General features: G+C 72.6%; 19 protein-coding genes. 10 read left to right on the top strand and 9 right to left on the bottom strand.

Going from position 1 to position 22,621, the window contains the following annotated elements; all coding sequences use genetic code 11:
• Window positions 1-22: 22 nt before the first annotated feature.
• Entirely contained in the window at window positions 23-592 is a 570-nt protein-coding gene (locus E8M80_RS24645) for a hypothetical protein (RefSeq protein WP_137128384.1), read from the bottom strand.
• 157 nt (window positions 593-749) lie between these two features.
• Here E8M80_RS24645 and E8M80_RS24640 point away from each other — a divergent pair, with 157 nt between their 5' ends.
• The 7 genes from E8M80_RS24640 (at window position 750) to E8M80_RS24610 (ending at window position 8,384) form a co-directional block, all read left to right on the top strand.
• Window positions 750-1,013 carry a hypothetical protein gene (locus E8M80_RS24640; protein ID WP_137128383.1) on the top strand — a complete coding sequence of 88 codons (264 nt, stop codon included), beginning with the start codon at window positions 750-752 and terminating at the stop codon, window positions 1,011-1,013.
• A 249-nt stretch (window positions 1,014-1,262) separates the two neighbouring features.
• The gene (locus E8M80_RS24635) at window positions 1,263-2,243 is read left to right on the top strand and encodes a TRAP transporter substrate-binding protein (RefSeq protein ID WP_137128382.1); all 981 of its coding nucleotides are present in this window, start codon (window positions 1,263-1,265) and stop codon (window positions 2,241-2,243) included.
• 153 nt (window positions 2,244-2,396) lie between these two features.
• Entirely contained in the window at window positions 2,397-3,395 is a 999-nt protein-coding gene (locus tag E8M80_RS24630; RefSeq protein WP_137128381.1) for a TRAP transporter substrate-binding protein, read from the top strand.
• A 92-nt stretch (window positions 3,396-3,487) separates the two neighbouring features.
• Window positions 3,488-4,027, top strand: a complete 540-nt coding sequence (locus E8M80_RS24625; protein ID WP_137128380.1) for a TRAP transporter small permease — start codon at window positions 3,488-3,490, stop codon at window positions 4,025-4,027.
• Between the two features lie 4 nt (window positions 4,028-4,031).
• Complete coding sequence (locus tag E8M80_RS24620; protein ID WP_137128396.1) at window positions 4,032-5,363, top strand: TRAP transporter large permease; 1,332 nt, start codon at window positions 4,032-4,034, stop codon at window positions 5,361-5,363.
• Between the two features lie 840 nt (window positions 5,364-6,203).
• Window positions 6,204-7,373 (top strand): mandelate racemase/muconate lactonizing enzyme family protein, encoded by a 1,170-nt coding sequence (locus E8M80_RS24615; protein ID WP_240790209.1) that lies wholly within the window; start codon window positions 6,204-6,206, stop codon window positions 7,371-7,373.
• A 30-nt stretch (window positions 7,374-7,403) separates the two neighbouring features.
• On the top strand, window positions 7,404-8,384 hold the full coding sequence (locus E8M80_RS24610) for a tripartite tricarboxylate transporter substrate binding protein (protein WP_137128379.1): 981 nt from the start codon (window positions 7,404-7,406) through the stop codon (window positions 8,382-8,384).
• 18 nt (window positions 8,385-8,402) lie between these two features.
• Here the strand turns inward: E8M80_RS24610 and E8M80_RS24605 are convergent, their stop codons facing one another.
• The 3 genes from E8M80_RS24605 to E8M80_RS24595 all read right to left on the bottom strand — a co-directional run bounded on the left by E8M80_RS24605 (window position 8,403) and on the right by E8M80_RS24595 (window position 13,901).
• Entirely contained in the window at window positions 8,403-9,512 is a 1,110-nt protein-coding gene (locus E8M80_RS24605) for an enolase C-terminal domain-like protein (RefSeq protein WP_137128378.1), read from the bottom strand.
• A 576-nt stretch (window positions 9,513-10,088) separates the two neighbouring features.
• The gene (locus tag E8M80_RS24600; protein WP_137128377.1) at window positions 10,089-12,266 is read right to left on the bottom strand and encodes a glycosyltransferase family 2 protein; all 2,178 of its coding nucleotides are present in this window, start codon (window positions 12,264-12,266) and stop codon (window positions 10,089-10,091) included.
• Entirely contained in the window at window positions 12,267-13,901 is a 1,635-nt protein-coding gene (locus E8M80_RS24595; protein ID WP_137128376.1) for a thiamine pyrophosphate-binding protein, read from the bottom strand. It abuts the gene before it with no gap.
• Between the two features lie 165 nt (window positions 13,902-14,066).
• On the opposite strand from E8M80_RS24595, the gene E8M80_RS24590 reads away from it, so the two are divergent.
• Complete coding sequence (locus E8M80_RS24590) at window positions 14,067-15,047, top strand: tripartite tricarboxylate transporter substrate binding protein (protein WP_170979623.1); 981 nt, start codon at window positions 14,067-14,069, stop codon at window positions 15,045-15,047.
• A gap of 146 nt (window positions 15,048-15,193) precedes the next feature.
• Window positions 15,194-16,180 carry a tripartite tricarboxylate transporter substrate binding protein gene (locus E8M80_RS24585; RefSeq protein ID WP_170979622.1) on the top strand — a complete coding sequence of 329 codons (987 nt, stop codon included), beginning with the start codon at window positions 15,194-15,196 and terminating at the stop codon, window positions 16,178-16,180.
• A gap of 189 nt (window positions 16,181-16,369) precedes the next feature.
• On the opposite strand, the gene E8M80_RS24580 is transcribed toward E8M80_RS24585, so the two are convergent.
• Entirely contained in the window at window positions 16,370-17,650 is a 1,281-nt protein-coding gene (locus E8M80_RS24580; RefSeq protein WP_137128373.1) for a nucleotide sugar dehydrogenase, read from the bottom strand.
• Between the two features lie 172 nt (window positions 17,651-17,822).
• Between E8M80_RS24580 and upp the strand changes: the two genes are divergently transcribed.
• Window positions 17,823-18,476: a uracil phosphoribosyltransferase gene (upp, locus tag E8M80_RS24575; protein ID WP_137128372.1), complete on the top strand. Its 654-nt coding sequence runs from the start codon at window positions 17,823-17,825 to the stop codon at window positions 18,474-18,476.
• 198 nt (window positions 18,477-18,674) lie between these two features.
• Here the strand turns inward: upp and E8M80_RS24570 are convergent, their stop codons facing one another.
• The 4 genes from E8M80_RS24570 to E8M80_RS24555 all read right to left on the bottom strand — a co-directional run bounded on the left by E8M80_RS24570 (window position 18,675) and on the right by E8M80_RS24555 (window position 22,377).
• Window positions 18,675-19,148, bottom strand: a complete 474-nt coding sequence (locus tag E8M80_RS24570; protein ID WP_137128371.1) for a TspO/MBR family protein — start codon at window positions 19,146-19,148, stop codon at window positions 18,675-18,677.
• 46 nt (window positions 19,149-19,194) lie between these two features.
• Window positions 19,195-20,496 carry an aspartate aminotransferase family protein gene (locus E8M80_RS24565; RefSeq protein ID WP_206035740.1) on the bottom strand — a complete coding sequence of 434 codons (1,302 nt, stop codon included), beginning with the start codon at window positions 20,494-20,496 and terminating at the stop codon, window positions 19,195-19,197.
• Window positions 20,497-20,575: 79 nt separating this feature from the next.
• On the bottom strand, window positions 20,576-21,145 hold the full coding sequence (locus E8M80_RS24560; protein ID WP_137128370.1) for a hypothetical protein: 570 nt from the start codon (window positions 21,143-21,145) through the stop codon (window positions 20,576-20,578).
• 206 nt (window positions 21,146-21,351) lie between these two features.
• Window positions 21,352-22,377, bottom strand: a complete 1,026-nt coding sequence (locus E8M80_RS24555) for an MFS transporter (protein ID WP_137128369.1) — start codon at window positions 22,375-22,377, stop codon at window positions 21,352-21,354.
• Window positions 22,378-22,621 lie beyond the last annotated feature (244 nt).

The following is a 22,621-nucleotide window of genomic DNA, read 5'->3' as shown; positions in this document are numbered from 1 at the left end:
CGCGTTGGCCGGAACCGCGCGGTCAGCGGCCCGCCAGGCGGTTGACGTCGATCGCCCGCGCATAGGCGAGCTTCGCCTCGGCATCCGCGTTGCCCTGGACCGTCACCAGGATGCGGTTGTCCACCAGCATCTGCACGTCGCCGTCGCTGGCCTGGATGCCACGGTGCTCGCCGATGCGCACCAGGCTTCCCATCGCGCCGGCCAGCATCGGGTTCGCCATCAGGGCGGCGAGCTGCGCGACCATCGGATTGTCGCTCATCACCTGGATGCGGACCGACCGCCGCTCCGCGTTGCGGTAGCTGCGCGACGCGGTCGCTCCGCCCAGCAGGCCGCCGGCGCCCGCGGCATTGGACCGCGCTTCCTGCGCCGTCCATCCGGGCAGCGGATCGGGCAGCGCCTGGGCAAGGTCGGCGGCGGCGCGCTGCGCCAGCAGCTGCAAGGCTTCCTGCAAGGCGGTCCGGGCCTCCCGGACCTGGCCGCCCTCCCAGGCGCGCTGCGCGGTCCCGATCGCGTCGGCGACATCGTCGGCGCGGGCCGGGCCGCCGGCGAGCGCGGTGCCGAGCAGGGTCGCGAACAGGATGGTGCGGCGCATCGGATCCTCCCTCGTTCTGTTCCCGCCATCCTAGCGGCCGGCGGCGCCGCAGGTCACGGCGGGCAGGCGGATGCGGGCCGCGTCCTTGATCCGGCGCAAGGCGCGCGTCCCGGAAGTGCGGAGGATGCGGGGACACCACGGCACGAAAGGCCCGCCCATGAACCATCGCCACCGCAAGATCCTGCACGCGCTGTTCGCGCATCCGGTCAGCGCCAACATCGACCCCAAGGCCGTCCATGCGGTCTTCGAGGAACTCGGCGCCGAGGTCTCGCACAACGGCTCGGGCCGCGTGGCGGTGAAGCTCAACGGGCAGTCGCATGCATTCCACGACGCGCGGCACAGCCTCTCGAAGGACGAGGTGGTCGCGATCCGGCATTTCCTGACCGAGGCGGGCGTCGATCCGGCAGCCTACCCCGCCTGAGACACCGTTTGGGAATGCGCCGTTCGGCGCATTCAGCAGCGCGGCACCGGCCCGCTCCCCCACCCGGCCACCCAACGACACTATCCTGGATGGGGGGCGGGTGGGGCTGCGGGCCGGTGCCGGCATTGTTAAACGGTCTCTGAGCGCGCGGGGCGCCGGCGCCCCCTTGATCAGCGCCGGGAAACCTGCCGGAATCCCGGTCGCATCGAGGCGGGCGCCACGCGCCCGCATCCAGGGAGAAACGACGCCATGACCTTGCACCGCCGCGCCCTCATGGGCGCCGCCGGCCTTGCCGCGCTCACGCCGCTAGCAGCCCGCGCCCAGGCGCGATGGCAGATGGCGACGCCCTATCCCGACGGCAACTTCCACACCCGCAACATCCGCAGCTTCGTGCAGGAGGTCGAGCAGGCCTCCGCCGGCCGGCTCGCGGTGCAGATCCACAGCGGCGGCGCGCTGCTGCGCATGCCCGAGATCAAGCGCGGCGTGCAGACCGGCCAGGTGCAGCTGGGCGAGATCCTGCTGACCGCATACGCCAACGAGGACCCGCTGTTCGACGCCGACGCGCTGCCGCAGCTCGTCACCAACTACGCGCAGGCGAAGAAGCTGGCCGACCTGCAGCGGCCCTTCATCGAAGCGCGCCTCGCGCGGCAGGGCCTCAGCCTGCTCTACATGGTGCCCTGGCCGCCGGCCGGGCTCTATGCGCAGCAGCCGGTCACCAGCCTCGAGCAGCTGCGCGGCCAGCGATTCCGCACCTTCTCCCCCATGACGAACCGCTTCGCGCAATTGATCGGCGCGCAGCCGACGCTCGTGCAGGCGGCCGAGCTTGCGCAGGCGTTCGCGACCGGCGTCGTGCAGGCGCAGATCACCTCGGCCGCGACGGGCGTCGACACGCAAGCCTGGGATTATGCGCGCGTCTTCACGCCGCTCGGCTTCTCGATGACGAAGAACGCCGTGCTCGTCTCGCGCCGCGCGCTGGAGGGCCTGCCGGCCGACCTGCAGGCCGCGATCCGCGCCGCGGCCGGGCGCGCCGAGACGCGTGGTTACGAGTTTTCGGAAGCCGCGCAGCGCAGCACCGAGGCGACGCTGGCCGAGCGCGGCATGCAGGTGGGCCCGCCGTCGCAGCAATTGCTGGACGACCTGGCGCGCGTCGGCCGCACCATGGCGGATGAATGGGTGCAGCGCGCCGGGCCCGACGGCGCGCGGCTGCTGGAACAGTATCGCGCCGGTTGAATTGCGCGCGCGGCGGGCAACGACGCCCCGCCGCGCCCAGCCGGAAGGCAGCCGGCACATGCCTTGGGCGGCGATCGGGCCGCCCCCCCTTGCGCACAGCGTCGCTCGGCGACGAAGATGCCGCGTTCAAGCAACGAAGAAAGGGGCTTCACCATGACCGACCTTCATCGCCGCAGCCTGTTCGCGGGCGCCGCGGCCATCGGCGCGGCCGCCATCCTGCCCGGCACCGCGCGTGCCCAGACGCGCTGGCAGGTCGCCACCCCCTATCCGGACGGCAACTTCCACACGCGCAACATGCGCGCCTTCGTCGAGCAGGTGCAGCAGGCTTCCGGCGGGCGGCTCGCGATCCAGGTGCATTCCAACGCGTCGCTGCTGCGCATGCCCGAGATCAAGCGCGGCGTGCAGACCGGCCAGGTGCAGATCGGCGAGATCCTGCTCTCGGCCTATGGCAACGAGGACCCGTTCTTCGAGGTCGACAGCGTGCCGCAGCTCGTGACCAGCACGGCGCAGGCGCGCAAGCTGGCCGACCTGCAGCGCGCCTATGTCGAGGCGCGGCTGAACCGCCAGGGCCTGAGCCTGCTCTACTGGGTGCCATGGCCGCCCTCGGGCCTCTACACCAACACCGCGGTCGAAAGCGTCGAGACGCTGCGCGGCCTCAAGATGCGGACCTTCAACACCCTGACCAACCGCTTCGCGACGCTCTGCGGCGCGACGCCCACGCTGGTGCAGCAGGCCGAGGTGCCGCAGGCCTTCGCGACCGGCGTGGTGAACGCGATGGTCACCTCGGCCGCGACGGGCGTCGACGTACAGGCGTGGGATTTCTGCCGCTTCTTCACGCCGATCGGCTTCACCCGCACGAAGAACGCGATCTTCGTGCGCCAGCGCGACATGGCGGGCCTGCCGGCCGACGTGCAGGCGGCGATCACCGCCGCGGCCGCCGCGGCGGAGACGCGCGGCTGGGCCGCCTCCGACACCGAGACGGTGGAGCGGCAGAACATCCTGCAGCAGCGCGGCATGACCATCGGCACGCCGACGCCGGCGCTCATGCAGGGCCTCGCGCGGATCGGCGCGACGCAGGCCGACGAATGGGTCGCCAAGGCCGGCGACGAGGGCAAGCGCCTGATCGACGCCTATCGCGCCGCGATCGCCTGACCCGGGAGGGGCCCGCCGCCGCGCGGGCCCCATCCTGATCCACGACACGACCGAACGGATGACCGCCCCATGACGCTCCGGCGCTGCACGCCATGCTGCTGATCCGACGTGCGCTGGATGCGCTCTATCTGCTGGGTGGCGTCCTCGGCGCCGTGGCGCTGGCGGCCATCGGCATCATCATCGCGACGCAGGTCGTGGGGCGTCAGTTCGGCGCAACCGTGCTCGGCGCCGACGACCTGACGGCCTTCTCGGTCGCGGCCTCGGCGGCGCTGCCGCTGGCCTACGCGTTCCGGCACGGCGCGCATATCCGCGTCGACCTCATCATCGGGCGCCTCACCGGCGCGCCCCGCTTCGGGATGGAGGCTTTGGCGCTGCTGCTGGCGACCGCGCTCGCGGCCTTCTTCGCCTATTCCATGATCGACCTCGCGACCGACAGCTTCGAGTTCGAGGACGTGGCGCAGGGCTCGGTAGCCTGGAAGCTCTGGGTGCCGCAGGGGCTGGTGGGCGCGGGCTGCGCGCTCTTCGCGCTCTGCCTGCTCGACGACCTGGTGGTGCACCTCCTCGGCGGCACGCCGTCCTACCGCCGTGCCGCCGAGGCCTCCGCGCTCGAGCGCGCGGGCGAGGAGATCTGACATGATGGAACTCGCCCAGACCGAGGCAGGCGTCCTGCTGCTCGGCCTGCTGTTCCTCTTCCTCGGCCTCGGCATCTGGATCGGCATCGCGCTGATGATGGTCGGGCTGATCGGCGTGACGGTGCTGCCCATCCTGATCCCGGCGATGCCGCCCTTCCCGGCCGAGAAGGTGATGGGCACGGCGATCTGGCAGTCCCTCGCGTCCTGGACGCTGGCCGCGCTGCCGCTGTTCATCTGGATGGGCGAGATCCTGTTCCGCACCAAGCTCAGCGAGGACATGTTCAAGGGCCTGGCACCCTGGGTGCAGCGGCTCCCCGGACGGCTCATGCACGTGAACGTCATCGGCTGCGGCATCTTCGCGGCCGTCTCGGGCAGCAGCGCGGCCACGGCGGCGACCGTCGGCAAGATGGCGCTGCCGGCGCTGACGCAGCGCGGCTACCACCTGCCCATGGCGATCGGCTCGCTCGCCGGCGCGGGGACGCTCGGGCTGCTCATACCGCCGTCGATCGTCATGATCGTCTATGGCGTGGCGGCCGAGGTCTCGATCGTGCGGCTCTTCATCGCGGGCGTGCTGCCGGGTGTCCTGCTGATGGTGCTGTTCAGCGGCTACATCGCGGCCTGGTCGCTGCTCAATCCCGGCAAGACGCCGCCGCGCGACCCGCCCATCCCGCTGCGCCAGCGACTGCGCGAAAGCGCCAGCCTGTTCCCCGTGATCGGGCTCATCCTGTTCGTGATGGGCAGCATCTACTTCGGCTTCGCGACGGCGACCGAAGCTGCGGTCTTCGGCGTGATCGGCGCGCTCGGGCTCTCGGCCTGGGGCGGCACGCTGACGCGGAAATCCTTCGTCGACAGCCTGATGGGCGCGGTGCGCCTCGCCTGCATGATCAACCTGATCCTGGCGGGCGCGGCCTTCCTGACGCAGGCCATGGCCTATTCGGGCATCCCTGCCGCCATGGCGGCCTGGGTCGGCGCGCAGGGCTTCAGCCCCTACGTCATCATCGCCTGCCTCACGCTCATCTACCTCGTGCTCGGCTGCTTCATCGACGGCATCAGCATGATCGTGCTGACCGCGTCCGTCGTGCTGCCGATCATCCAGGCGACCGGCTTCGACCTGCTCTGGTTCGGCATCTTCATCGTGCTGGTGGTCGAGATGGCGCAGATCACGCCGCCGGTCGGCTTCAACCTGTTCGTGCTGCAGGGGCTGACGGGCAAGGGCATCTTCGAGGTGGCGCGCTACACCCTGCCCTTCTTCCTGCTGATGGTGACGGCGGTCGCGATCGTGACCGTCTTCCCCGCCATCGTGACCTGGCTGCCGCAGACGATGCTGGCGCGCTGAGCCTCCGGCCGGGGCAGGTCCTGACCTTTGACGTCGTGGGCAGGTCGGGTGAGGGGAACCTCCCCCTGGCTCCACCCATGCCGAACCTGCGAGCATGGATCAGCGGCACGACCCGAACCTGGTCCCGCCCGTCGTGAACATGGCCTGAGATACCAGGTGGATTCCATGCCAAGGGGGGGTGCCCTGGTCGTCCGGCGGCGAGACCGCGACCGCCTCGATCAGCCTTCGGGCAGCGTCGAGAACTCCCTCCCCTCCCGGACCTCAAACGCCTCGCGGAGTGCTGCGACCCGTTTCGCATAGACCTGTGCCAGGTCCGGGTGCAGGGCCGACAGCGCGCTCCCCGGCGCGCCCATCTACCCGAGGACCACCCGCAGCCGTGTTTCGACCCGCTGCTTCACGCCCGGGTCCGTGAGCCGATCCTCGGCGGCCTCGACGAGGTTCGCGCGTCTCCTGCTCGACCATCCTGCGCTCAACCGTACGCGCCTTGGCACCGACCGACATCCCATCCGTCAGGCGCTTCCACCCCGCGATGAAAGCGGCGCAGAGATCAGGGGCCATTCCCTGCCGCATCAGGTGCCGCCCCGCGCGGCGAGCACCTACCTTTCCAGCGCCGTCCGGCGGAGGTGAGCCGTGGTGCGCCAAGCCCCGCCCGAGCAGCCTCGGACCGCCTTGGGCACGACGCCCCGAAGACGCATGACCCGGTCCCTGGAGGCCATCGAAACCCCGGACCAGGAGGCGCCGGGGCGGATCGTGGCTGCGCGGGGTTGAGCAACGCCCCGCGGCGTCCCATGCTGGCAGCCTCACCTACCTTGCGGTCAACAGAACCGGGAAACGCCGCCCATGAGTGAACCTCGCGCGCGCGACGCCGTCGCTGACCTGCGCATCCGCACCGTCGAGGCCTTCGCCGTCTCCTTCCGCGTGCCGCAGGACCGCGTGGTGCGCCACGGCATCGGCGCCGCCGTGAAGCGGGACACGGTGATGGTGAAGGTGCTGACAGAATGCGGCATCGTCGGCTGGGGGGAGGCGCATCACGGCCGCGGCCCGACCTCGATCGCGGACCTCATCAACAACACGCTGTCCTATTTCCTGGCCGGGCGCAGCGCCGCCGCGCCGGTGGATGCCTGGGCCGCGATCTACGCCCGCCACCTGGCGAGCCACGGGCAGGGCGCGGGCACCATGATCGCGCTTTCGGGCATCGACATGGCGCTGTGGGATGCGCGCGGGAAATACTGGAACGCGCCCTGCCACCTGCTGATGGGCGGCGAGCGCAAGCCCGTGCGCGCCTATGCCGGCGGCGTTTCGCTCGGCTTCCAGCCGCCCGAGACGCTGGTCGACGAGGTCGCGGCGCTGGTCGCGACCAACTGGCGCGCGGTGAAACTGCGCTTCGGCGATACCGTGGAGCGCGACCTGCCGCGGCTTCGTGCCGTCCGCCGCGCCTTTCCCGATCTCACGATCATGGTCGATGCCAACTGCGCCTACACCCTTGCCGACCTGCGGCGCGCGGCGCCGGTGCTCGCCGAATGCAGCGCCTATTGGCTCGAGGAACCCTTCCCCGCGCATGATCACCGCTCCTACGCCGAGGCCAAGCCGCTGATGGGCGGCGTGCCGCTCGCGGCCGGGGAGAACCACTATGGCCGCTTCGAGTTCCACCGCCTGATCGAGGACGGCTCCATCGGGATCTTCCAGCCCGACCTCTCGAAGTCGGGCGGCCCGACCGAGGTGCTGCGCATCGCCGAGATGGCCGGCGCGTGGAAGATCCCGCTCTGCCCGCATATCGCGACGGGCGGGCTCAATCACGCGGCGACGGTCCACCTGCTCTCGGCGGTCGACAATGCCGGCTGGTTCGAGGGCGACGCATCGCCGGGCAATGTCTTCCGCGACGAGCTCTGCGCCATCGTCCCGGATGCCGAGGGCATGGTGCACGCGCCACAGGGGCCCGGCTGGGGCGTGGAGGTGGACGAGGAGATGATCCGCCGCCACCCTGCCATTCCGGGTCCAGGCTTCGTCTGAACCGAACGGTCCGCAAGGGAGGAAACGAACATGACAGTCATCGACCGCCGGACACTGCTTGGCGCTGCCGCGGCGACCGTCGCCGCCGATAGCGCGCGGGCTCAGGGCAATTTCCCGGACCGCCCGGTCAAGATCGTGGTGCCTTATCCTCCGGGAGCCTTCAACGACTCGCTCGGCCGGCTGGTCGCCGACCGGATGCAGGCCGCTCTCGGCCAGCCCGGCGTGGTGGAGAACCGTTCGGGCGCGGGCGGTTCCGTCGGCAGCACGGCGGTCGCGCAGGCCGCACCCGATGGATACACGATCCTGGTCTGCAACACGGCCAACATGGCGTTCAACCCATTCATCTACCCGAACCTGTCCTACGATCCGGTGCGCGACTTCGCGCCGCTCGCGGTCTGCGCCCGGCTCGCCAACGTGCTGGTCGTCAATCCGCGCGTCATGCCGGTGAACAATGTGGGGGAACTGCTCGCGCGGCTGCGCGCGCAGCCCGGCCAGGTGAACTATGCGAGCAGCGGCGCCGGCTCCTCCCCGCATCTCGCGATGGAACTGCTGAAGGCGCGCGCCAATGTGAACGTGGTGCACGTGCCCTATCGCGGCAGCGCGCCGGCCACGGCGGACCTGCTGGCGGGGAATGTCGGCGTGATGTTCGACAACGTGCCGAACGCCCTGCCGCATATCCAGGCGGGCACGGTGCGGGCGATCGCCGTGACCGGCAGTGAGCGCGACCCGACCCTGCCGGACGTCCCGACCCTGCAGGAAGCCGGCGTGCAGGGCTACGAGATGTATGTCTGGTTCGGCTTCGCCGCCCCGGTGCGGACGCCCGCGCCGGTCCAGGCGAAGCTCTCCGGCATGATCCGCCAGACCATCGCGGATCCCGCGATCGCCGAGCGCATCCGCCGCCTCGGCGCCGAGCCCTGGATCCAGGATCCGGCGCAGATGGCGGCGCTGCTGCGGGCCGAGCTCGACAAATGGGGCCCGGTCATCCGCGCCGCCGGCATCCAGCAGGGCTGAACCGAGACCGGGCGAGGGCTACCGCAGCACCGCGGTGGCCTTCGCCCGGATCAGCTCCATGTCGGGCTCGGCGCCGACGCCGGGCGCGTCCCAGGCGTGGACGAAGCCCTCCGCATCGACCTCGATGTCGCGGAGCAGGCCGTATTTCTGCGCGCCTTCGGGCAGCAGCACCTCGAAATACTCGGTGTTGCGGATGGCCATGATCAGGTGCAGCTGGGCGACGTTGTTCCAGCTGTTGCCGCCGTGGTGGACCTCGAAGTTCATGGCATAGGCCTCGGCCAGGTGCGCCGCCTTGAGGCAGGGTGTCAGCCCGCCCTTCACCGCCACGTCGCCGCGCAGGTAGTCCGTCGCGCCGCGCTCGATCCAGGTGCCCATGATCTCGAATCCGCCGGAGGCGTATTCGGTGGCCAGGATCGGCACGTCGATCTTCTGCCGCAGCAGCGGGTAGTTGTGCAGGTCGTCCTCGTGCAGCGGGTCCTCGTACCAGTGGAAGCGTAGCTCCTCGAGCACGCGGCCGAGACGGACGGCGTCGGGGAAGCGGAAGGCGCCGGCGGGGTCGATCATCAGGACCATGTCGTCGCCGACGGCGCGGCGGACGGCGCGACAGACGCGGATGGCGGCCTCGAGCCCGCCTTTCGGCGGGTGGATCTTGTAGGCGCGGTAGCCCTTCGACTTCAGCATCAGCGCCTGGTCGGGATAGGCCTCCTCGCTGGGCAGGGTGGATGATGAGGCATAGGCCGGGATCCTGCGCCGGAAGCCGCCCATCAGCGCATGCAGCGGCAGGCCCGCCGCCTGGCCCGCGATATCCCAGAGGGCGACATCGCAGCAGCCGATCGCGCGCAGCGTCGCCGCGCGTCGCATGCCGTGCAGGCGGGCAAACAGGCGCTCGCGCTCGAGCGGGTTCTCGCCGCGCAGCAACGGCAGCAGGTGCCGCACCAGCCCTTCGACATCGAGCCGCGCGGAGCGGAACGAGGCGCCGAGGAAGGCGCGGCCGGTGATGCCGGCATCGGTCCGCAGTTCCAGCAGGCCGAGCTCGCTGCCGCCCGCGGCAGGGTTGCGGTCCCCGTACTGCGCGGGTGGGATGTCGTCCCAGCGGAACAGGGTGATGCTGGCGTCGTCGATGCGCATGGGCGTTTCCGTTGCCGGTGGCGTCCAGGCTGCTGCGCTGCCGGCACCGGGTCAACGGGCGACGGCGGCCGTCCCCACGTGATTGGCCGCGCCAACCACCGCCAGTGTCCGCGGGGGCGGCGGAAATTCCGACCTTGTCCGGGATGGAGGTCCGGGTCGGTCTGGTCCGCGCCGCGAAACCAGAACATCACAAGACTTTCCAAAGGCGATCTCCAAGTCCTGCCGGCCGCGCGAGGCCAGCGTCGTGATGGCACGGTCACCTGTCCCGGAACCAATGCACCTGCGAAATCCCCGATGCCAGCACCTGACGACGAGACAACTCTCATGGTGATCGTGATGCGAAGCGCGCATCGGTTGGGCGTGCGCGAATTGCTCCCGTCATGGGGTTCGAGGCGGCTGAGGGGTTGAAATTCGGGCTCGAAATAAGGGGCGGGCGGGCCCCGATCCCCCTTCCTTATCTGGCGCCTGGCGCCCGTCCTGGCCGGTGCACCGACGGGTGGCAAAGAAGGTTGGTGGGCTGTGGGGGGGAGACGTGCTCTTCGCCCCCAACGCCGGAAGTCCCGGCCGGCACCGCGTTCAGCCGCGCGCGGCCTCAGCGCGCAGCAGCCCGAGCAGCGCCGTCAGCCCCGCGCCGAGTCCCGCCCCGCCCGGGCCCGGTGGTGCGAGCGCGGGCAGGACCGGCGCGGCCTCCTGCAGCAACGCGCTCCGCCGTGCTGCCCGCGCCGGCAGCACGAGGTCGAGCCCCACGGCAGTCGCGGCATTGGCATAGGGGTCGCGGTCGTCCTCCAGCAGCCAGCCGATGACCGGGCCCGCGAAGCCCTGCGCACGCAGCGCCGCGACCCAGTCCGCGCCGTCATGCGCGCGCAGCAGCCGCAACACGAGGTCGGTGGCCGGCGCGCCCTCGGGCAGTTGCGCGCGGATCTCGAGCGCGACGCCGGCGGCGGCCAGCGCGGCGCGTGCTTCCTCCCGCGCTGCCGGCGCCAGCGTCTCGGCGCACCATGGGTCGACCAGCAGCAGCCGCGGCCGGTCGGCCAACGCGCCGCGGAGCCGGGCGCGCAGCGCAGCAAGGCGCGGCGCCGGCGGCGCGGGGGCGGCGTAGCGGTCGCGCACCGCCACCTGTTCCTCCGCCAGCGCGGCCCGCCCGGCGGTGCGCTGCGCGGCGTGGATGCGATAGAAGGCCGTGGGCCAGGCCACGCGCGCGACGCGCGGCCCGGCCGCCGCGGCGCGCAGCCACATCTCGTAGTCGAAGACGGCGGCGAGCGATGTGTCGAGCCGCCCGCCCAGCCTGTCCCAGAAGCGGCGCGCGAGCAGCGCCTCGGGCTGCAGGAAGAAGCGGCCTTCCGCCCAGCGGCCGAAGACGTCGGCAAGCGCCTCGATGGTGAAGCCCGCCGGGCCGTCGGCCAGCGGCACCTGGTGGCCGAGGATGCGCCGCGCGCGATGCGGCAGCGCCGAGCCATGCACGATGTCGGCCGAGGGGTCCGACGCGAAGGCGGCGCCGAGACGGTGCAGCGCCCCCGGTGCCAGCAGGTCGTCGGCGTTGATCCAGCCGAGCAACTCGGCATCGGCCCCCGCGAAGCCCTTGCAGATCGCCTCCGCCGGGCCGCGGTCGGGCTCGACGATCACGCGGTGCAGATGGTGGCGGTGGCGTGCCAGCACCTCCGCCGTGCCGTCGGTGGAACAGGCATCGACCACGACATGCTCGACCGCCGGGTAGTGCTGCTGCGCGACCGACAGGATCGTTTCCTCGAGCCACGGCCCCGGGTTGAAGCAGGGCGTGACGAGGCGGATGCGCGGCCACGCGGCGCCTTCGGGCAGCAGCGCGGCGAGGCCCCGGCGCGCGGCGGCCGGCGGCGCGCCGAAGGGCCAGGGCAATTCGCCGAAGCGGGGCCAGGCGGCGCCCGCCATCGCGGCCTCGCCGCAGGCGGGCAGGGCGGCCAGGATCTCCGCCGCGCGTGCCGCATCGCCGGCCGCGAGCGCGGCATGGCCGGCATTGAGCCGCGCCGCGGGATCGTCGGGCGCCGCGCGGTGCGCGATCGCGAAGGCGAGCCCCGCGCGCGCCGTGCGGCCCGTGGCCAGCAGCGCGAGGCCGGCGGCATTGGCACCCTCCGTGGGGCCGATGGCGGCGAGCAGGCGGGCGCGCGCCTCGTCCCCCGCCGCCAGCGCCGCGGCGCCGAGCGCCCGCAGCAGGTCGTCCCGCCCGGCCTCCTCGGCCAGGCGCGCGAGTTCGCCGAGCGCGTCCTGCGGCACCTCCGCGATGGCGCCGGCGGCCGCCTCGGCCATCTCCGCCAGCAGCGCGGCATCGGCACCGGCGTTCAGGCTGCGGCGATAGGCCGGCAGCGCCGCCTCGAGGAAGGCACGGCGCATGACGGGCCGCGGGCTGCCGCGCCAGGCGGTGCGCAGCACCGCGACCGCGGCCGCCAGCGCGCCGCTCCGGGCAAGCCCCTGGCCCAGCATACCGAGGCGGTCGGCCAGCATCGCATCGCCGGGGAGGGCGGCCAGCGCCGGGGCCGCGGCCGCCAGCGCCGCGGCCGGGCGTGCCAGCCGCGCCTGCAGCAGCGCGACGTCGACCGCGAGCGAGGTATCGCCCGGCCCTGCCGCCAGCGCCGCCTCGGCCAGCGCGAGGGCCTCGGCGTCCTGCCCCGCGCCGGCGGCCGCGCGCGCCTCGGCGAGCATCGCGGCGCCCGGCGCCAGCCCGGGTTCGCGCGCCTGCCGCGCCGCGACGCGTTCCGCGAGCCGCGGCGGCAGGGGCGGCATTTACTCGGCCGCGCGCATGGCTGGCACCGGCAGCACGGCGGCCAGCGAGGTGCGCACCACGATCGCCGCCGGCCCCGGTGCGGCGAGCGCGGCCGCCAGCACGGGCAGGTCGGCCTCGCCGTCGATGCGCGTGACAGGCACGCCGAACGCGGCGCACCAGGTGGCGAAGTCGGGGTTCTGCAGCGTGGTGCCCGACACGCGGCCGGGATGCTCCCGTTCCTGGTGGATGCGGATCGAGGCGTAGGAGCCGTTGTCCGACAGCACCATCTTGAGCGGCACGCCGCGCGCGACGGCGACGGCGAATTCGCCCCCCGTCATGAGCGCGCCGCCATCGCCCACGCAGGCGATCACCTGGCGGTCCGGGAAGCGCAGGGCGGCGGCGACCCCCGCCGGCACGCCGAAGCCCATCGCGCCCGAGACCGGCGCCAGCAGCCGCTGCGGCGGCGCCCAGGGCACCTTGCGGTAGAAGGGTGCGCCGAAGGTGCCGGCATCGAGCGTCACGATCGCATCCGGCGCGGCGAGGTCGCCGATGCGACGCGCGACCTCGGCGAAGGCGACGCCGTCAGTGTGGCTGCCCGGGCGCACGCCGGTATCGGCGACATGGATGGCGCGCAGGCGTGCGTTCCAGGCCGCGCGGGCCGCCGGCGCGGCGGGCGCCTCGGCGGCCAGGGCGGCGACCAGCGCCATCGCATCCGCCGCCAGCGCCATTTCCGCCGGGAACTGCCAGCCGAGGAAGCGCGGCTCGGCGCAGACATGTACGAGGCGCTGGCCCGGCGCGGGCCAGGTCCAGCCCTGGGTCGTGATGTCGGTCAGCCGCGTGCCGAGCGCCAGCACCAGGTCGGCTTCCGCGAAGGCGGCGCGCTGGGCGTCGGGGTTCCTGAGGCCGAGGTCGCCGGCATAGAGCGCATGCCCGTTCGGAAACAGGTCCTGCCGGCGGAAGGAGACAGCGACGGGGAGCGACCATGCCTCGGCGAAGGCCAGCAGCGCCTCCCGCCCGCCGGGCCGGTCGAAGGCATGGCCGGCCAGCAGGATCGGACGTTCCGCCGCGCGCAGCAGCGCGGCCAGCCGCGCGGCGTCGCCGGGCGCGGGGATGGCAGGGGCTGGCAGCGTCGCGGGCAGGGCGGGGGCGGCGCAGGGCTCGGCCAGGACGTCCTCGGGCAGCGAGAGCACGACCGGGCCGGGCACGCCCTGCATGGCCATGGCGTAGGCGCGGGCGATCAGCTCGGGCACCTGGCCGGGCTCCGTCGCCTCGCCCACCCACTTCGCGATGCCACCGAACATCCGGCCGTAGTCGATCTCCTGGAAGGCGTTCCGCCGGAGGTCGCGCTTCTCGACCTGGCCGACCAGCAGGATCAGCGGCACCGCGTCCTGTTCGGCGGTATGGACAGCGATGGACGCGTTGCAGGCCCCGGGCCCGCGGGAGACGAGCACCACGCCCGGCCTGCCGGTCATCTTGGCGTCCGCCACGGCCATGAAGCCCGCGCCGCCCTCGCTGCGGCAGGTCACAAGGTCGATCGCCGGATGCGCGTGCAGCGCGTCGAGCAGCGCGATGTAGGATTCGCCAGGCACGCAGAAGGCGCGGTCGATCCCCTGCGCGGCGAGGAAGTCGATCAGGCGTTGGGCGGCGGTCGGCATGCTCTCGGTGGTTCCCCGTTTCCGCCCCATCCGATAGCGCGGCCCCGCCCGGCGATCCATGCCGGGTCTGGCGTGGCGCGGCGATCCCGGTATGTTTCACGACGAATCCTGGTGCGGCCCGCCCGTCGGCGGCGCGAAAATGCCGGGACAACGGGAGACGCCCTGATGCTGCACCGCCGCGCAACCCTGGCCCTCGGCCTCTCGGCCGCCTTCGCCCCGGCCATCGTCCGGGCGCAGACCGCCTCCGCCTGGCGGGCCACGCGGCCGGTGCGCCTGATCGTGCCCTTCGCGCCGGGCGGCTCGAACGACATCGTCGGCCGCATCGTGGCCGAGGCCGCGAGCCAGGCGCTCGGCCAGCCGATCGTGATCGAGAACCGCGCCGGCGCGGGCAGCGTGATCGGCAGCGAGGCCGTGGCGCGCTCGGCGCCCGACGGCTACACGCTGCTGATCAACAGCGCCCACGCCACGGTGCCCGCCATCGTCGCCCGCATGCCCTATGACGCAGTGGCGGATTTCGTGGGCGTCGCGGTGGCCGGCTTCTCGGCGCACACCCTGGTCGTGAACCCGCGGGTCGAGGCGCGCACGGCGCAGGAACTGCTGGCACTTCTGCGCGCCAATCCGGGCCGCTACAACTTCGCCTCGGCCGGCATCGGCAGCGGCGTCCACCTGGCCGGGCTGCTGTTCAACAGCGTGACGAACACCCAGTCCGAGATGGTGCACTACCGCGGCGGCGGGCCGGGCGTGGCCGCGCTGGTCAGCGGCGAGGCGCAGTTCGGCACGCCGACCATGGCGTCCTCGCTCGGCCAGATCCGCGGCGGCGGCGTGCGCGTGCTGGCGGTGCTGGCCGAACAACGCAGCCCGGCGCTGCCGGACGTTCCGAGCGCGCCCGAGGCCGGCATCCCCGGCGTGGTGCACGAGGAATTCTTCCCGATCCTGGCGCCCAAGGGCACGCCGCCCGAAGTGGTGGCCGGGCTCGGCGCCGCCTTCCGTGGCGCGATCCAGCAAAGCAGCGCGCGGCTGAACGAGTTGGCCGGCGTCTCGCCCCGCCCGGGCTTCGACACCTCCGAGAAGGTGATGGAGGTCGTGCGCACCGGTATCGCGAGCTACACGCAGATCCTGCGCCGCGCCGGCGTCGAGCCGCAATAACGGCACTGCCCGGTCCCAGGGCCGGGAGAATGGGACGGCGGGTCGACGCACCCGCCGTGCCCGTGCGGCCGCAGCCCCCGCAGCACGGGGGGCCGCCAAGAACGGACAAGCCGTCGGGACGAAGATCGATAAGGGAGACATCCGCCATGACCTTCGCCCGCCGCCCGCTGCTGCTTGCGGGGCTGCTCGCGCCGCTCGGCGCCCCGAACCTCGCCCGCGCGCAGGCGCCCTGGCGCCCCGACCGGCCCGTCCGTGCCGTCGTGCCCTTTGCCCCGGGCGGCGCCACCGACGTGGTCGCCCGGCTGCTTGCCGAGGCGATGGGCGCGCAGCTCGGCCAGACCTTCGTGATCGAGAACCGCGCTGGCGGCGCGGCGGGGCTGATCGGTTCGGAGGCCGTGGCGAAGTCGCAGCCCGACGGGCAGACGGTGCTGATCCATTCCAACGCGCATGTCATCGCGCCGAGCCTCGTCGCCCGCATGCCCTTCGACGTGCTGGGCGACTTCGCCGCCGTCGCGCATCTCGGGCGCATCCCGCAGGTGATCGTGGTCAACCCGCGCCTGCCGGTGACCGACATGGCCTCGCTGCTCACCTGGCTGCGGGCCAATTCGGGGCGCGTCAACTTCGCCTCGGCCGGCATCGGCTCGGGCAACCACCTGGCAAGCGAGATCTTCCGCGCCGCGGTGCCGGGGGTCGAGATGGAGATGGTGCAGTTCCGCGGCGGCGGCCCTGCCATGCAGGCGGTGATCGCGGGCAACGCGCACATGTGCGTCGATCCCGTCTCCTCGGCCATCCCGCATATCAGGGGCGGCACGGTGCGCGCCATCGCGGTGGCCGGCGCGACGCGCACGCCGAGCCTGCCCGACGTGCCCTCGGCGACCGAGGCCGGCCTGCCCGCCTGGGACGCCGCGGCGTGGTTCGGCGCCTTCGTGCCCGCGCGCACGCCGCCCGCCGTGGTGTCGGCGCTGAACGCCGCCTTCAACGCGGCGATGGAGCGCACCGGGGCGCGGCTGACGGAACTTGGGATCGAGCGCCAGCCTGACGTCGCCACTCCCGCGGCCTTCGACGCCTTCGTGCGCGCCGACCTGCCGCGCGTGGCCGAGGTGCTGCGCCGCGCGGGCGTGCGGCCGGAATAGGACGGGCGGCGAGGTGGGGGGAGAAGGAAACCTCTTCCCCCCGCACCCCCCCTCAAACCGTCTTTGGCACCCGGCGCTGCACCGGCCCGGACGGGCGCCAAGTCCGAGAGAAGGGAGGGGGATCGGGGGAGGTTCCCCTTCCCCGACCTTCCTGTCGCGCTTCCACGGCGCGTCGCGCGCCGGCCGACATCAGACGACGCGCACGCGCCCTGCCGCATCCCGGGGCACCAGGCCGAAGGGGTCGAAGACCAGCGGCGCCAGCCCCGCGAGGCCGCCGAGGTCGAAGCCCGGCTGCGGCGTGCCGAGGATGATCGCCTCGGGCGCGCCGCCCGGGCATTCGCGGGGCGAGGCCGCACGCGGGAAGGCGGCCAGGCCCGGCGCGCGCGGCCCGATGACCGGGTCGTGCCAGCACGCGGTCGCGCCGCGCCCGGCCAGGCCGTGGAGCAGCGCCAACGGCGCCGCGCCCCGCAGGTCCGCCACGCCCGGCTTGTAGGTCACGCCGAGCACCAGGACGCGTCGCCCCGCCAGACAGCCGCCCATGGTCGCGGCAACGGCGTCGACCACGCGGCGCGGCCGCGCCTCGTTGGCCGCGAGTGCCGCCGCGACCAGGGAGGACGCGGCGCCGGCGCGGCACGCTTCCATCTGCAGGTAGGCGGGATCCACGGGTATGCAGTGACCGCCCGCACCGAGCCCCGGCCAGAACGGGGCGAAGCCGAAGGGCTTGGTTGCGGCCGCCGCCACCACCTCGCGCGTGGGGACGCCGAGGGCGGTGAAGGCGCGGTGCAGCTCGTCCATGAGGGCGATGTTGACCAGGCGGTAGGTGTTCTCGAGCAGCTTCGCGCATTCGGCGACCTCGGGGCTCGCGACCGGGACGACGCTGTCCACGATGCGGGACCAGAACACGAAGGCGCGCTCGAGGGAGCGGGGGTCGGGCGCGCCGAGCAGGCGCGGCACCCGGCGCGGGCCGCCATCCGGCGCGCCAGGGTTCTCGCGTTCCGGGGAGACGGCGAGGAAGACATCCTGGCCGACGCGCAGCCCGCCCCGTTCCAGCACCGGGCGGCAGAGCCCGTTGGTGGCGCCGGGCTGGCAGGTGGAGACGAGGCAGACCAGCGCGCCCGGCGCCAGCCGCGCCTGGCAGGTCTCGAGCGCCGCGACGACGGCCGAGAGGTCAGGCTGGCCCGTCGCGTCGAGCGGCGTCGGCACGCAGATCAGCCAGGTCCCGGCCGGCGGCAGCGCGTCGGGGTCGGGGGTCGCGGCCAGGGCGCCGGCCGCCTGCGGCAGGTCCTTCCACCCGCGGGCGGCGGCCTCGGCGGCGCCGGCATCGCGGTCGAAGCCGGTCACGTCGAATCCGGCCGCGGCGGCCGCTTCGGCCAGCGGGCGCCCGACATAGCCGAGGCCGATCACCACGACACGCCCGGCGATGGCGGTGGGGCGAAGCGCGGTGGCGGGCAGCAGGCCGGTGTCGGGCATGCCGAATACTCGAATAAGATTTATGGAAATTCAACCCTGAGGTGATTTCCCCGGCACGCCCTGGTCGCGCCGCCCGAGTTGCGCCAAACAGGCAAGGTCACGCGAGGGCGTTGGGGATGAGCGGTTTTCGGGCAGGCTGCGCCGCGGCGCGCGGGCATCGGGACAGGCGCGCATGAGCACGGCCGAGGAACGCGACCGCGGCGCCGTGCACCTGGTCGACCACCCGCTGGTCCGCCACAAGCTGACCCTGATGCGGGACGTGTCCTGCGCCTCGGGCGATTTCCGCCGCTTGCTCGGCGAGATCGCGATGCTGATGGCCTATGAGGTCACGCGCGAGCTGCCCATGGAGCAGGTGCCGATCTCGACGCCGCTCGAGCCCATGATGGCGCCGCGGATCGCCGGCCGGAAGCTGGTGCTGGCGCCGGTGCTGCGCGCGGGCCTCGGGATGCTGGAAGGGATGCTGGCGCTGCTGCCCGCGGCGCGCGTGGCGCATATCGGGCTCTATCGCGACCCGGCGACGCTGCGCGCGGTGGAATACTACTTCAAGGCACCGGCCGACGTGGCGGAACGGCTCGTGCTGGTGCTCGACCCGATGCTGGCGACGGGGCATTCGGCGGTCGCGGCGGTCGATCGCTTCAAGGCGCGGGGCTGCCGGGAGATCCGCTTCGTCAGCCTGCTCGCGGCGCCGGAGGGAATCGCGCATCTCCGGGAGCGTCATCCGGACGTGCCGCTCTGGACGGCCGCGATCGACCGGGCGCTGGACGACCATGGCTACATCCGGCCGGGCCTCGGCGATGCGGGCGACCGGATGTGGGGGACGAAATGACCGAGCGGCTAAGCCGCCATGTCCCTTCGGCCCGATGCCCTGGCATCGGGCCGGGAGCGCGAAGCGCGACCGCGCCCAGCCCGCCCGAAATCCCCGGCGCGCCAGTGCGCGGCGCGCAAGCCAAGCCGGCGGATGCCGGCGCTGGCGCCTGCGCCTGCGCCTGCGCCTGAGGCAAGAAAACCCGCCGGCGCCTGAGGCTCAATTCACGACATTCAATCGCCAGATCGCGAAGTTCAGCGACGCCGCGAAGGTCACCCAGGCGAGATAGGGCAGCAGCAGCAGCGCCGCGAGCTGGCTGACCGGCCAGAACAGCAGGATCGTCGCGAGGATCGAGAGCCAGAGACCGATCACCTCGGCGAAGGCGAGGTCCGGGCGCTGCAGGCCGAAGAACACCGCCGACCAGCCGGCGTTGAACAGCAGCTGCACGACATAGACGGCCAACGGAAGGGCGGCGCCCGCGAGCCCCGCCTCCCGCCACACCAGCCACCCCGAGACGGCGATCGTGACGTAGAGCACCGCCCAGGCCGGCGCGAAGGCCCAGTCTGGCGGGTTCCAGGACGGCTTGGCGAGGCCCCGGTACCATTCCCCCGGCATGAAGACAGCGCCCGACATCGCGGTCGCAAAGTTCAAACCGAAGAAGACCAGCAGGGCGACGATCGAGGAAGTCTCCATGCGGGGGATATGGCGGCGCGCGGCGCCGATGTCGATGCGCCGCTTCTCAGGCCACCCGCCGCGTGGCCGGCAGCGTCGCCAGCGCGGCGCGGAAAGCGTCCAGCGTCCGGGCCACGTCCTCGGCCGAATGGGCGGTCGAGAGGTAGTACTTGCTGTCCCCCTTCAGGATCCCGCGCGCGCGGAGCGCGCCGTTCACGTGCTTCTGCATCGCGCCGTCCTGGCGCAGCAGCGCGCGGTAGTCGCGCATCTCCCCGGCGGCGTAGACCACGTCGAACAGCACGCTCTCGCCCACCAGCTGCGCCGGAATGCCGGCCTCGGCGATCAACCCGGCCAGCCCGTCCATCAGCGATCGCCCGGTGGCGCGGACGGCCTCGTAGGCTCCGGGCGCGCGCAGCACTTCGAGCGTCGCGAGCCCCGCGACCGCCGCGACGGGGTTGCCGGAGAGCGTGCCGATCTGCGTGAGGAACCCGTCCTCCTCCACCGCGGCGCGGTCGAAATGCTTCATGAGGTCGGCGCGGCCCGCGACGGCCGCGAGCGGGAAGCCACCGCCGATGATCTTGCCCAGCGTGCAGATGTCGGGCGTCACGCCGTACAGCTCCTGCGCGCCCCCATACGCGAAGCGGAAGCCGGTCACGACCTCGTCGAAGATCAGCGGGATGCCGAGCCGCGCCGTCACCTCCCGCACCGCCTGCAGGAAGCCCGGCGCGGGCGGGATCAGGCGCTGGAAGGGTTCGAGGATGACGCCGCCGATCTCGTCGTGCCGCGCCTCGATCAGCGCCACCGCCGCGGCGGCGTCGTTGAAGGGGGCGACCAGCACCTCGGCCCGCACGGCGTCGGGGATGCCGGGGCTGTCGGGCACGGCCTCGGGGAAGTTGGCCAGCCGCTTCGGCGCCAGCGACATCAGCCCCCAGTCGGACATGCCGTGGTAGCCGCCCTCGAACTTCACGATCTTGGGGCGCTTCCGGACCGCGCGCGCGAGCCGCATCGCGTAGAGGTCGGCCTCGCTGCCCGAGGAGACGAAGCGGATCTGCTCGGCGCAGGGCACTGCGGCGACGATCGCCTCGGCCAGGCGGATGCCGGCCGGGTTGTTGGCGAAGAAGGTCGTGCCCTTCGGCACCTGCGCCAGCACCGCCTCGGTCACCGACGGGTGCGCATGGCCGATGAACATGGGGCCCGAGCCCAGCAGGTAGTCGATGTAGTCGCGGCCGGCGACGTCGCGCACATGGGCGCCGTGGCCTTCCGCGATGATGATCTCGGCGGGGAAGTTGCCGAAGGTGCCGCCAGGGAGGACGCGGCGCGCGGCCTCGATCAGGGCCGTCTCCTCGGCGCTTGTCGCGATGTCCGTCACGCCCTGCCCTCCCGCTTCCGCGGTCAGGCTAGATCAGCGCGCCGGCAAGGGGAACCGGCCGCGGCCGCGCCGCCGGGCGTCAGTAGCCGAGATTGATCACCCGCAGCACGCGCTTCACGCGCGAGCCCTCGGCCGAGCTCTGCAGGCTGAACAGGAACGTGGTGATCGTCGTCCGTTCCACGCAGGACAGGAAGGACAGGCCGTTCTCGCCGGTCGTCGGGTCGATCTCGCCCCGCGTTTCATAGCGGTCGATCAGACGGCCACCGCTGCGGGCGAAGTAGCTCTGCGGGCTGAACTCGCGCACCACGTTGTTGATGACCTTGCGACGGAAGAACCCCTTGCGCGTCGTCTCGCTGACATAGCCGCTGTAGGCATGCACGCCGGTCATCTCATCGAGCCCGGTCTTGTACAGGTAGAACACGCAGCCCGAGAAATTGCCCGTGTAGATGTAGCCCGGGACCTTCGTCGTGCCGGTCACGGCGGTGCTGTCGACGGTCTGCACGTCCACGCCGTTGTGTCCGGTGCCCTTGTCGAGTTCGCGGGTGATGGTGATCGTGTTCTCGTCCGGCTTCGCGAGCACCGAGATGTTGGCGTAGTTCCCCATCACCGAGGGGTCGTCGGTCCCCCTGCCCAGGGGCTGGGCGCCCATCTTTTCATTCGAGGGGAATCGGATCACCCCATTGGCCCGAAGGATGGCCTTGATCTGTTCGGTCTGCAGGGCATCGGGCGCTCCGGGACTGTATGGGCGATGGCGTGAGCGCCGATTCCGCTCGTGCTGTCAAAGCGAGGCAAAGGCTAAGGGGTGTGGGGGAAGCCGGCAACCCGGCCCGACCCGGCGCGTGCGGGGCGTGCCGCTCAGCCCGCGGCCGCGGCGCCGCGCCGCGCGCCCTGCCACGCCATCACGCCGAGGGCGATCGCGACCGAGGGCAGCAGCACGAGGTTCAGCACGGCCCAGCCCGCCCCCGCATGCACCGCGCCCGACGCGAAGGCAGTGGCGGCCACGGTTCCGAAGACCAGCACGTCGTTCGTCGCCTGGGCGCGGACCGCCTCCTCCGGCGCATGGGAGGTCGCGAGCAGCGACGTTGCGCCCACGAACATGAAGTTCCACCCGATGCCGAGCAGCACGAGCGCGCCGGCGAAATGCCCGAAGGACCGACCGGCCAGCGCGACCGCGACGCAGGCCGCGGTCAGCGCCGCGCCGGCCGCGATGACGCGCCGCGCGCCGTAGCGCCCGATCAGCCGCCCGGTGACGAAGCCGGGCGCGAACATCGCGACCGCATGCGCCTGGATGACGGTGGCGCTGGCGCCGACCGTGAAGCCGCAGAGCATCATCTCGAGCGGCGTCGCCGTCATGACGAAGTTCATGGTGCCGAAGGCGACCATGCCGGCGACCGCGGCCGTGACGAAGGCCGGGCGGCGCATGATCTCGATGACCGGCGTCGACGCCTTCGGGCGGGGCGGCGCGGGCGGCAGGTCCACGATCGCGAGCAGCACGAGGCAGACCGGCGGCAGCAGCGCCAGCGCCAGGTAGGTGCCGAGGAACAGGTAGGGCACCAGCAACGCCTGGCTGTGCTTGACCAGTTCCGGCCCGAGCGCGGCCGAGACGATCCCCCCCGCCATGACCAGCGCGATGGCGCGCGGGCGATAGGCGGGGGCGGCGACCTCGCTGGCCGCGAAGCGGTAGTGCTGCGAGATGCCGAAGCCGATGCCCGCCGGGATGGCACCCAGGCAATAGACCAGGAAGTCGCCCGTCCAGACGCCGAGCGCGAAGACCAGCGAGCCCGCCAGCGCCGCCACCGCCCCCATCACGAAGCCGGCCTTCCGCCCCATCCGCGCGAAGACGATGCCGGCCGGGATGGAGGCCGCCATGGTCGCCAGCATCTGGACACCTCCAGAAACCCCTCGCCCTGAAGCCGTTCGGCTGATTCACTGACGCGGATTGGCGCGGGGGATGGCGATGGTTCGGCAGCCGGGTTTCTTCGATGTGGAGGAGCGGCTGCGGGAGCTGTCGGCCAAGGGCGATGACCTCGAGCGGATCGGGGCGCTGGTGGATTTTGCCATGTTCCGCGCCGAGCTGGAGCGGGCGGTGCCGCGGGCGGACGGCACGAAGGGCGGCCGGCCGGCC

Source organism: Roseomonas sp. HF4 (assembly GCF_005222755.1).
In the GTDB taxonomy this organism is placed as follows: Bacteria; Pseudomonadota; Alphaproteobacteria; order Acetobacterales; family Acetobacteraceae; genus Neoroseomonas.
Note: the sequence above shows the minus strand (reverse complement) of the source record. Positions and strands in the feature narration are given on the sequence as shown.

Coding starts and splice junctions, on each gene's coding strand:
- E8M80_RS24645 (WP_137128384.1), bottom strand. CDS start 592: ATGCGCCGCACCATCCTGTTCGCGACCCTGCTCGGCACCGCGCTCGCC.
- E8M80_RS24640 (WP_137128383.1), top strand. CDS start 750: ATGAACCATCGCCACCGCAAGATCCTGCACGCGCTGTTCGCGCATCCG.
- E8M80_RS24635 (WP_137128382.1), top strand. CDS start 1,263: ATGACCTTGCACCGCCGCGCCCTCATGGGCGCCGCCGGCCTTGCCGCG.
- E8M80_RS24630 (WP_137128381.1), top strand. CDS start 2,397: ATGACCGACCTTCATCGCCGCAGCCTGTTCGCGGGCGCCGCGGCCATC.
- E8M80_RS24625 (WP_137128380.1), top strand. CDS start 3,488: ATGCTGCTGATCCGACGTGCGCTGGATGCGCTCTATCTGCTGGGTGGC.
- E8M80_RS24620 (WP_137128396.1), top strand. CDS start 4,032: ATGGAACTCGCCCAGACCGAGGCAGGCGTCCTGCTGCTCGGCCTGCTG.
- E8M80_RS24615 (WP_240790209.1), top strand. CDS start 6,204: ATGAGTGAACCTCGCGCGCGCGACGCCGTCGCTGACCTGCGCATCCGC.
- E8M80_RS24610 (WP_137128379.1), top strand. CDS start 7,404: ATGACAGTCATCGACCGCCGGACACTGCTTGGCGCTGCCGCGGCGACC.
- E8M80_RS24605 (WP_137128378.1), bottom strand. CDS start 9,512: ATGCGCATCGACGACGCCAGCATCACCCTGTTCCGCTGGGACGACATC.
- E8M80_RS24600 (WP_137128377.1), bottom strand. CDS start 12,266: ATGCCGCCCCTGCCGCCGCGGCTCGCGGAACGCGTCGCGGCGCGGCAG.
- E8M80_RS24595 (WP_137128376.1), bottom strand. CDS start 13,901: ATGCCGACCGCCGCCCAACGCCTGATCGACTTCCTCGCCGCGCAGGGG.
- E8M80_RS24590 (WP_170979623.1), top strand. CDS start 14,067: ATGCTGCACCGCCGCGCAACCCTGGCCCTCGGCCTCTCGGCCGCCTTC.
- E8M80_RS24585 (WP_170979622.1), top strand. CDS start 15,194: ATGACCTTCGCCCGCCGCCCGCTGCTGCTTGCGGGGCTGCTCGCGCCG.
- E8M80_RS24580 (WP_137128373.1), bottom strand. CDS start 17,650: ATGCCCGACACCGGCCTGCTGCCCGCCACCGCGCTTCGCCCCACCGCC.
- upp (WP_137128372.1), top strand. CDS start 17,823: ATGAGCACGGCCGAGGAACGCGACCGCGGCGCCGTGCACCTGGTCGAC.
- E8M80_RS24570 (WP_137128371.1), bottom strand. CDS start 19,148: ATGGAGACTTCCTCGATCGTCGCCCTGCTGGTCTTCTTCGGTTTGAAC.
- E8M80_RS24560 (WP_137128370.1), bottom strand. CDS start 21,145: ATGGGCGCCCAGCCCCTGGGCAGGGGGACCGACGACCCCTCGGTGATG.
- E8M80_RS24555 (WP_137128369.1), bottom strand. CDS start 22,377: ATGCTGGCGACCATGGCGGCCTCCATCCCGGCCGGCATCGTCTTCGCG.